1 protein-coding gene is annotated in these 452 nt (G+C 66.4%); it reads left to right on the forward strand.

The genetic code is table 11. The features are described 5' to 3' along the window. A partial coding sequence (locus AC1DBD_RS17805; protein WP_476982718.1) for a molybdopterin-dependent oxidoreductase occupies positions 1-452 on the forward strand: 452 nt, incomplete at both ends.

Here is a 452-nt window from a genome sequence, read left to right on the forward strand (position 1 = left end):
GGCGAAGATCACCGACCCGTGGCGCGAAGTGTCGTGGGAGGAAGCCATCGGCTACGCGGCCTCGCAGTTCAAGCGTATCCAGGCCGAGCACGGCAAGGATTCGATCGGCGGTATCGTCTCGTCGCGCTGCACCAACGAGGAAGGCTATCTGGTGCAGAAGCTCGTGCGCGCGGCCTTCGGCAATAACAACGTCGATACCTGCGCCCGGGTTTGCCACTCGCCCACCGGCTATGGCCTGAAGACCACGCTGGGCGAGTCCGCCGGCACGCAGACCTTCCGCTCGGTGGCCAAGGCTGATGTGATCATGGTCATCGGCGCCAATCCGACCGACGGCCACCCGGTGTTCGCCTCGCGCATGAAGAAGCGCCTGCGCGCCGGCGCCAGGCTGATCGTGGCCGATCCGCGCCGCATCGATCTGGTCGATTCGCCGCACATCCGCGCCGACTTCCACC

The sequence above is a fragment of the Arthrobacter sp. 10T419 genome (genome assembly GCF_056394105.1).